At 63.0% G+C, this 6982-nt stretch carries 8 protein-coding genes; all 8 read right to left on the reverse strand.

Annotated features, from left to right (window positions below):
* A partial coding sequence (gene gcvT, locus KDH09_00135) for a glycine cleavage system aminomethyltransferase GcvT (protein MCB0218072.1) occupies positions 1-1002 on the reverse strand: 1002 nt, incomplete at its 3' end.
* Between the two features lie 42 nt (positions 1003-1044).
* Positions 1045-1752, reverse strand: a complete 708-nt coding sequence (locus KDH09_00140) for a hypothetical protein (GenBank protein ID MCB0218073.1) — start codon at positions 1750-1752, stop codon at positions 1045-1047.
* A 2-nt stretch (positions 1753-1754) separates the two neighbouring features.
* Entirely contained in the window at positions 1755-3068 is a 1314-nt protein-coding gene (locus KDH09_00145; GenBank protein ID MCB0218074.1) for an APC family permease, read from the reverse strand.
* A 34-nt stretch (positions 3069-3102) separates the two neighbouring features.
* On the reverse strand, positions 3103-3486 hold the full coding sequence (locus tag KDH09_00150) for a RidA family protein (protein ID MCB0218075.1): 384 nt from the start codon (positions 3484-3486) through the stop codon (positions 3103-3105).
* A gap of 26 nt (positions 3487-3512) precedes the next feature.
* Positions 3513-4376: a bifunctional methylenetetrahydrofolate dehydrogenase/methenyltetrahydrofolate cyclohydrolase FolD gene (gene folD, locus KDH09_00155; protein ID MCB0218076.1), complete on the reverse strand. Its 864-nt coding sequence runs from the start codon at positions 4374-4376 to the stop codon at positions 3513-3515.
* Positions 4377-4408: 32 nt separating this feature from the next.
* Positions 4409-4990: an orotate phosphoribosyltransferase gene (pyrE, locus tag KDH09_00160; GenBank protein MCB0218077.1), complete on the reverse strand. Its 582-nt coding sequence runs from the start codon at positions 4988-4990 to the stop codon at positions 4409-4411.
* 138 nt (positions 4991-5128) lie between these two features.
* Positions 5129-6007, reverse strand: a complete 879-nt coding sequence (locus KDH09_00165) for an SDR family oxidoreductase (GenBank protein MCB0218078.1) — start codon at positions 6005-6007, stop codon at positions 5129-5131.
* A 22-nt stretch (positions 6008-6029) separates the two neighbouring features.
* Positions 6030-6982, reverse strand: a 953-nt coding sequence (locus tag KDH09_00170; GenBank protein ID MCB0218079.1) for a CoA transferase, incomplete at its 5' end; no start/stop codon positions are given.

Consider the following 6982-nt stretch of genomic DNA (forward strand, 5'->3'; position numbering starts at 1 on the left):
CAGGCCGATGGGTTTGCCGACGGTCGGCGTCTTGGTCCCGCTGCGCACTTCGCCAAAAGGTTTGCCGTCCACGATCACCGGGTAGCCGTGACGGGCAATTCCTTTGCCCGTGAGCTCGAAGCCCACGAGCTTCCGGCTGACGCCTTCTTCTTTCTGCTTGGCCAGCACTGCTTTACCCGGACACTCGGCGGTCTTTCCAAGCTTCACCGCAAAGCCCAGTCCCGCTTCGAGCGGCGAGGTGTCCTCATCGATGTCGTTTCCATGCAGGGGGAGCTTGGCCTCCAGCCGCAGGGTGTCGCGCGCGCCAAGGCCTGCGGGCTCGACCGCGTCATGGTTGAGCAGCTCGTCCCAGAACAGACGGGCATGATCGGCGGGGATGAAGATTTCAAAGCCGTCCTCGCCTGTGTAGCCCGAACGCGCGATATAAATGCGCGCGCCCTCGTGTTCGGCGGTGATGAACTTCATGAATTTGAGATCGGCGACACGTTTTTCCCAGCCGGCTCCGGCGAAGCTCTGCGTGAGCGCGCGCTCGGCCTCGGGGCCCTGCAGGGCGATCTGCGCCCAGTCGTTGGAAGTGAAACGGAATTCCACGCCGGGGAACCCGGCGATGCGTTCCTTGATCCAGTCGAAGTCCTTGAACTGGTTGCCCGCGTTGACGCAAAGCAGGTAGTGCTCGTGGGGTTCGACGCAGTAGGTGATGACATCGTCGACGATGCCGCCGCGCTCGTTGGTAAGCAGCGCATATTGGGCGTCGCCCGCCTCCAGCACGGAGATGTCGTTGGTCAATAGCGACTGGAGCGCGGCCAGCGCGCCGCTGCCGCTGAACTCGATCTCTCCCATGTGCGAGACGTCGAAGAGTCCGGCGCGCTCGCGCACGGCGGCGTGTTCGGCGGCGATGCCCGCGTATTGCACCGGCATTTCCCAGCCCGAGAACGGAACCATCTTCGCGCCCGCATCGAGGTGGGCCTGATAAAGCGGCGTGCGCCGGAGTTCTTCGCTCATGGGTGGTTGCCTTTCGATGGGAAAATCGAGTCGGACGCAATCCTAGTTGCTCGTCGCGCCGGGGGAAACGGGATCGACTCCGCGCAGCAATCCGCCTTCGGCGGCCGCCGCGATGGCCTCTCGCTGGGCCTGCGCCGCGAGCCCCGCCATGGCCGTCCCGGGGCTCTCGCGCCAGCCACCCGCCAGCAGGAAGAGCGTGTCGGCCCAGACGCTGGTGCGCAGGAGTTTCGTGTGGTTGAGCGGCGGGGTGCGCGCGCCGTCCTTGCGCACCATCACCGTCGTGCTCACCACGCCGACCTCCATGCGATGGGGGAAAATTCCCGCAGTCGGCCAGAAGGGATAGTACGTCCAGGAGTGCGCCACGAGGCAGCGCAGTCGCACAAAAGCGTGCAGGCCGGCTTTCGCCTTCGGATCGGCGGAAACACTGGAAAAATAGCCGGAGCCTTCGTAAGCCGCGCGAGCTGCCTGCTCGACCTGCTCGTTGCCGAACATGCAGGAGTGATCGCCGCCGGTAAGCTTTCCGGCACTGGCTGCGTCGAAGAAATCATCGTCCGGCATGACGCGCTCGATCCCGTCGACGGCCAGGCTGAGACTCAGGCTCGGGCGCGCCGCGTCCCCGGCTGGCGGCGCCAGGGAAACGGCGTCGGGCCGAGCCGCGATGCACGCAGACATTGCCAGTGTGGCAATTACCATCGCCGGCAAAATCCTGAGCGACGTGCGCGTGCAATTTTTCAAAATTTCGCGTTTCATTTTCAACCAATCTCCCTGGCATCGTCCCGGGGCAGATTCAGCTCGCGGCCCACCAGACGGTAGGCGGCCTCGATGCCTACCGCCAGCCCAAGCAGCGCAGCGAGCGCCCAGAGTCGATCGGGCTTGCTCTGCAACGTATGCCATACGAGGGCCCCCAGGGCACTCAGGCAGGCCGCCGTTCCCAGAATGGAGACCCAGCAACGGCTGCCGGTCTCACGGTGGAGTCGCACGTTGGCGGCGTTGACCGCCGCAAAGATGAGAAGGAAACCCGCACTGCCCATCGTGGAAATGCTCTCAAGATGGCCGATATTGGCCAATAGCACCGAGAGAGTCGCGGTAATCAGCAGGCCCTCAATGTGCTTGTTCCACACCTTTTTCTCCAAAAACTCGGGCAGCTCACCTTCCTTGGCAATGGTGTAACTCAGCCGCACCGAACCATAGAGCGTGGCGTTGATCGCCGAGAAGGTCGACAGCAATGCCGCCACGGAGATGATGACGAAGCCTGCGTGCCCGAAAAATGGTTCTGCCGCCACGGCCAGCGCGTAGTCCTTGGCCTTCACGATCTTTGCAACAGGCAGTGAACCCACTGCGACTATCGCAATCAGCACATAAAGCACCAGTACGAACCCAACCGATGAATAGAACGCGCGCGGCAATGTTTTGGCCGGATTACGGAGATCCTCGGCCGAATTGGCGATCAGCTCGAATCCTTCATAGGCAACGAAAATCATCATGCCGCCGGCCACCAAACTGGTGGCCGGGGCCCAGGCTGCTGGCTCCAGAGACGCCGCGCTCACACCGAAAAGTCCGGCCGCGACAAACAGCAGGAGAATGGCCACCTTGATCGCGACGATGTAGGTTTCGGTGCGCCCGATGATTCCCGCGTTCAGGGTATTGATCACCGCGGGCACCAGAATGCCGGCGGTGATCAGGATGTGCCGGGTTTCCTCGTACCGGTCAGGCGCAACAAATGTCGCCCCGTAGCTGCCGAAGGCATAGGCATAGAGCGCCAGCATGACGATGTAACTGAGCCAGAGCAGAATATTGAGCGTGCCGGTAAACAGATCGACGCCGAATGCGCGATCCAGAAAAATGATCGTTCCACCCTGACTTCTGAAACGCACCGAGAGCTTGGCGTAGGAATAGGAAGTCAGCAGCGCGACACCACCGGCAATGGCGAAGGCAATTGGAGTGCCTCCATGCGCCAGCTGCACAGCAAGTCCAAGGACGGCAAAGATTCCGCCACCGACCATGCCGCCGACGCCGATTGACACGGCGCCCCAATATCCGATTTTATTTTGACCGGAATGGTCCATCTCAGCAGGCTCAACGAGCACCGCCAACGACGCCCTAGTCCGTCACGATCGCATCGGCCTCGATTTCGACAACAAATGCCGCATCGATGAGCGCCTTGATCTCGACGAGCGTGGTGGCCGGGCGCGTGATGCGAAAGTGTTCACTGTGGGCGCGGGCGACCTCTTCCCATTTCGAGGCGTCAATCATGTAAATGCGGGTACGCACAACGTCGTCCATACAGGCGCCGGCTTCGCGTAGCGCTCGCTCGATCTTGGCGAGCGCCAGGCGCGCCTGCTCGTATTCGCCCTTTCCGGGCTTGCCGTCGGCGTCGGCGCCGGTCGTTCCCGACACGGAGATGAAGGGGCCCACGCGCACCGCGCGCGAGTAACCGAGCTTGGGTTCCCACACGCTGCCGGTGGAAATTTTACGTCGTTCCATGAGTCGTCTCGTTCCTTGGGAAAAACTCAGCGGGCGCCCGAGAGCTGCTCGGCCGCCTGCAGGGTGTTCTTGAGCAGGAAGGCGATGGTCATCGGGCCCACGCCGCCGGGAACCGGCGTGATGTGGGCGGCCCGCCCACTGGCAGCTTCGAAGCCCACGTCGCCGCAGAGCTTGCCATTTTCTTTGCGGTTCATGCCCACGTCGATGACCGTGGCGCCGGGCTTGATCCACTCACCTTCGATGAACTCGGGGCGCCCGACTGCCGCAATCACGATATCTGCCCGGCCGATCACATGAGGCAGCTCTTCGGTGCGTGAATGGCAGATGGTCACCGTACAGTTACGTTCGAGCAGCATGACCGCGACGGGCTTGCCCACGATGTTCGAGCGCCCCACCACGACGGCCTCGGCACCTTCGAGCCTGGTGTTCGTGTGATCGATGAGCTCCATGCAGCCAGACGGCGTGCAGGGACGAAGGCCGGGCAGCCCCGAAAGAAGCCGGCCCATGTTCACCGGATGGAAACCGTCCACGTCCTTGTCGGGATGGATGGCCTCGATCACCTGGTCGGGATCAAATTGCTTGGGAAGCGGAAGCTGCACGAGAATACCATGCACGTTCTCGTCGGCGTTGAGCTCGGCAATCTTGTCGAAGACCACTTTGGGATCGACATCTTCGTCGTAATCGAACTGCCAGGAATTGAGGCCGCACTCACCGGCCGCCTTGCCCTTGCTGCGCACATAGACCTGGCTGGCCGGGTCAGTCCCGACGAGAATCACCGCGAGACCCGGCGTCACGCCCTTGCTTGCCTGCAGGGCCTTGACCCCCTCGGCCACCTTGGCGCGCACTTCTGCGGCGATCTTCTTTCCGTCGATTGTGTCGGTGTGTCCCATCGCTTCCCCCTGATTTCCCGAAGAACTCGCCCTTAGGAATCGAGAAAATCATTCACGGTGTAGACGGCTTTTGCGCCGCCCTCGGCGCCGATCTTTTTCAGCGTGGCCTCGATATTGGCCATGCCGTCCTCTTCCTTGCGATCGATGAGCACCAGAGCGCCGACCACCTTGAGTCCGCATTCGGTGGCGCGCTCAATGGCTTTGACGGTGCTGCCGCCGGTGGTGCACACGTCGTCGAGAATCACGACGCGCGCCCCTTCGGCAAGTTCGCCCTCAACCCACTTGCGCGTGCCGTGCCCCTTGGCTTCCTTGCGGATGACGAAGGAATCGAGCGCCTCACCGTTGGCACTGGCATGGCTGGCGAGCGCCATTGCCAGCGCGTCGGCGCCCAGCGTAAGCCCACCGACGGCGGTGGCTTCGGGAAGGGTCTTGAAGACTTCGAGCAGCACCGGGCCCATCAGATTGAGACCGCGGCCGCTCAGCGTGACGGCTTTGCAGTTGAAGTAGAACGGGCTCTGCTTGCCACTGGCCAGCGTAAAGGGCGCGTCGGGACTGTAACGATAGGAGCGCTCCTTGAGCAGCGCCTTGAGCTCTTCTCTGGGACTGGCGGACATTGGGTTCTCCGAATTTCCTGGTAGCAGATCCCCTTGCGGGAGCCGGTGAGACTAGCCGCCCGGGCCCAAAAAGCGAAAGGGCGCGCCGGGCCGCCCAAGCGGCCGGGCGCACCCCGAATTTCGCTCAGATGCGCGCTCTCAGGACTCTTCCTCATCGGTGACCGCAAACTCCGGCCAGCGCTCTTCTGGCCAGGGCGGGATGGTGATCTCCGGCGGCTTGCTCGGATTGCCGATGGGCCAGCGATCGCCCCAGAGGCTGCCGCCGCCGTCGACCTTGATGGTCTCGCCTGTGATGAAGTCACCGGCCGGCGAGAGCAGCATGGCCACCACCTGGGCGATTTGCTCCGAGGTGCCCAGCCGCTTGAGGGGGATGGCCTGCCAGGCGGCATCGACGGTGCCCGGCGGGTAGTTGTTCATGCCCGTCGAAAGGATGGTTCCGGGCGCCACGCAGTTGATGAGGATGTTGCTGCTGGCCCATTCCACGGCCAGCGACATGCTCATGTTCACCACGCCTGCACGGGCCGCGCCGGTGTGGACCATCGTGGGAAATCCGCGCCACATGTCGGCAACGATGCTGACGATGCGCCCGCCCCGCCGGAGCATGGATTTCTGGGCGACCGCCTGGGTCATGTTCCAGGTGCCGTTGAGATTGGTGTCGATGACGGCCTTCCAGCCCTTGTCACGAATCGCAGAGGCCGGCGCGGGGAACTGGCCCCCGCCGTTGTTCACCAGAATGTCCACCTGGCCCCATTTGGCGATCACGTCATCGACGAGCTTGTCGCAGTCTTCGCGCTCGCGGATGTTGCAGGTGAAGGGTTCGACTTCGGCATTGTGATCGCGGGAGAGCCCCTTGGCCGCCGGGATAAGCCGATTCATCTTGCGCGAAGCGATGGCTACCTTCGCGCCGCCGTAAGCGAGCTCTTCGGCAATGGCGCAGCCGATGCCGGTGCCGCCGCCGGTAACGATGGCGACCTTGTCCTTGAACAGGCCGGGTTTGTAGATGGGTTCAAATGCCATGGATCACCTCTCGCGCGAAAGCTTAGCTGACAGCGCCGGCTTTCTTGAGGGCTTCGATTTCGTCCTCGGTAAGCCCGCTCTCCTTCAAGAAGTCGGCGGTGTCGGCGCCCTGCCTGGGGCCGGGCGTATCGGCGCCGTGAACGACCTTGCCGTCGAAGACAAAGGGCATGCGCGGCACGCGCACGCTCTTGTCGTCCTTTACCGTGATCTCGGCCCAGAGATCACGCTCGATGAAATGGGGCTCTTCGAGGACTTCGTCCAGAAGCAGCACCGGCTCGACGCAGCAGTCCACGTCCTTGAGCAGCGCGCGCCATTCTTCGAAAGTCTTCGAGGCGAAGAGCTCTTTCATCTGCTCGTAATATTTCTGCCCGTCCTTGGCATCGGTAAATGCCGCGCCCATGAGGTCGGGGCGCTCGACTGCCTTGATAAAGGCCGACCAGAACTTGGGCTCGAGCGCGCCCATGCTCATGTGGCGCCCGTCGCTGGTCTCATAGACGGTGTAGGCGCAAATTTTTCCGGCCAGCAGCATCTCACCCGTCCGCGGCGCGGGGGTGTCCGCCTTGGCCATGCGCTCGCACGCAAAATTTGCCAGGTGGGGCCCCAGAATCGCGAAAGCGCCATCGGTCATGGAAGTGTCGATAAAGGCGCCCTCACCGGACGTCTGCGCCTGATGGAGCGCCGCGAGGATGCCCACTGCGCCAAAGAGCGCGCCGGCTGCCACGTCAGCGACCTGCACGCCCGAGAGCGAGGGGCGGCGGTCACGCTCACCCGAGACACCCAGCACGCCGGCATAGGAGAGATAGTTGTTGTCGTGGCCGGCGGCGTCTTTTAACGGGCCGCTCCAGCCGTAGCCGCTGATGCAGCAATAGATGAGCTTCTTGTTTTCTTTTTTGAGCGTCTCGTATCCCACGCCCAGCTTGTCCATCACCCCGGGGCGGAAGGACTCCACCAGAATGTCGGCCTCGCGCACCAGGC

The sequence above is a fragment of the Chrysiogenia bacterium genome, from assembly GCA_020434085.1.
Taxonomy (GTDB): domain Bacteria; phylum JAGRBM01; class JAGRBM01; order JAGRBM01; family JAGRBM01; genus JAGRBM01.

What these genes read in the sequence shown, in the direction of transcription:
- KDH09_00140 (MCB0218073.1), bottom strand. Translation starts at nt 1,752, where the DNA reads ATGAAACGCGAAATTTTGAAAAATTGCACGCGCACGTCGCTCAGGATT.
- KDH09_00145 (MCB0218074.1), bottom strand. Translation starts at nt 3,068, where the DNA reads ATGGACCATTCCGGTCAAAATAAAATCGGATATTGGGGCGCCGTGTCA.
- KDH09_00150 (MCB0218075.1), bottom strand. Translation starts at nt 3,486, where the DNA reads ATGGAACGACGTAAAATTTCCACCGGCAGCGTGTGGGAACCCAAGCTC.
- folD (MCB0218076.1), bottom strand. Translation starts at nt 4,376, where the DNA reads ATGGGACACACCGACACAATCGACGGAAAGAAGATCGCCGCAGAAGTG.
- pyrE (MCB0218077.1), bottom strand. Translation starts at nt 4,990, where the DNA reads ATGTCCGCCAGTCCCAGAGAAGAGCTCAAGGCGCTGCTCAAGGAGCGC.
- KDH09_00165 (MCB0218078.1), bottom strand. Translation starts at nt 6,007, where the DNA reads ATGGCATTTGAACCCATCTACAAACCCGGCCTGTTCAAGGACAAGGTC.